Origin of the sequence: Mesorhizobium sp. M1A.T.Ca.IN.004.03.1.1 (genome assembly GCF_003997555.1) — a bacterium.
Taxonomy (GTDB): domain Bacteria; phylum Pseudomonadota; class Alphaproteobacteria; order Rhizobiales; family Rhizobiaceae; genus Mesorhizobium.
Genome location: NZ_RZTV01000179.1, coordinates 1 through 293 on the forward strand (window position 1 = coordinate 1; position 293 = coordinate 293).

Sequence of the window (293 nt, forward strand, 5' to 3'; positions counted from 1 at the left end):
GACAACCCACGTATTACTGCTGCGCGCGCTCGGCGTGGTGCGCAGATCCAGATTTGGGTTCAGCGGGCGGTTCGGGTCGTTGGCATTATTGGGGTCGTACGTCATGGTACTTTCTCCTCTTTCGGTGACAGAAGAATGCCGAAGTGGGCATTTTGTTCCGTTCTGGGCCGAAGCGCTTGTGCTGATTGGGTTTTCGTACTCATTATTCTCGCTTTACTGGCGCTCCGCGCATTCGCGGGCTTTGTCGCTCACACCGCTTGCTCATCTGCTTGGGGACGACCAGCAGGGACCCG

1 protein-coding gene is annotated in these 293 nt (G+C 57.3%); it reads left to right on the forward strand.

What is annotated here, in order from left to right; translation table 11 throughout:
- Window positions 1-103: 103 nt before the first annotated feature.
- Window positions 104-293 (forward strand): hypothetical protein (locus EOD29_RS36590; RefSeq protein ID WP_206520532.1); only part of this gene is annotated, 190 nt, incomplete at its 3' end.